This window comes from Stenotrophomonas sp. P5_B8, from assembly GCF_054049855.1.
The window spans coordinates 1-664 of record NZ_JBFULO010000844.1 but is presented as its reverse complement, the minus strand read 5'-3'; the positions used below and the strand labels follow the sequence as shown (position 1 = coordinate 664).

Annotated in this window: 1 protein-coding gene; it reads right to left on the bottom strand. The window is 57.5% G+C overall.

Features of this window, described 5'->3' with window-relative positions; all coding sequences use genetic code 11:
• Positions 1-73: 73 nt before the first annotated feature.
• Positions 74-466: a hypothetical protein gene (locus ACXJKH_RS21780; RefSeq protein WP_457322501.1), complete on the bottom strand. Its 393-nt coding sequence runs from the start codon at positions 464-466 to the stop codon at positions 74-76.
• Between the last annotated feature and the right edge of the window lie 198 nt (positions 467-664).

The window sequence follows — 664 nt, the reverse complement described above, 5'->3', positions numbered from 1 at the left end:
GAGTAGTGGCGTTCCCCGATTCGTAGCACAAAATTCATTGCGGTCAAGATCGAGCGTTGCCTGCAAATCGGGATCACGGCTTCCCACCTTCGTTGACCGCTTGATTCAGGATCTCAYACCACTGGTTCATCTCGTTCTCGCTTTGGAACGGGATGGACCACACGGGGTGATCCGTATCCCGGACACTCACAGTCAGCGTCCCCTGACACTTTGAGTTGTGCCAATGCTTCTCCCACGAGCGCACATTCGCCAACGGGTAGATCTTGACTGCATTGCGAGCACGGATCTTCAACCTCGAACGCTCGACTGAGATCGCCAAGCCGCCTTGCCCTCCAAAGTAGGAGCGTTCAAATTCTCGGCCAAAGGCCTCCCGCTGACTGCGGAATCGAAGAGCCTGATTGACACCGATGGCGACCAGCACGGCTGCGCACAAGACAAGCAAAAGGAGAAAGGTGCCAACGGTCATTGGATGTCCTGGGAGTTAGGGGGAGCGGTCAGATCGGTGGGGGAACTACTGGACCCGGCCAGTGATCTTCCAAGCACCGCCTACTTCGGTGAACGTGTAGACCCCGTCCATCTCATGGCCGAAGTCCCGTTCCATGGCCATGACCTGGCTCGATACGGAGCAGTTGTAGCTCGGTGCGCCCTCGGCCTTGACGCACTC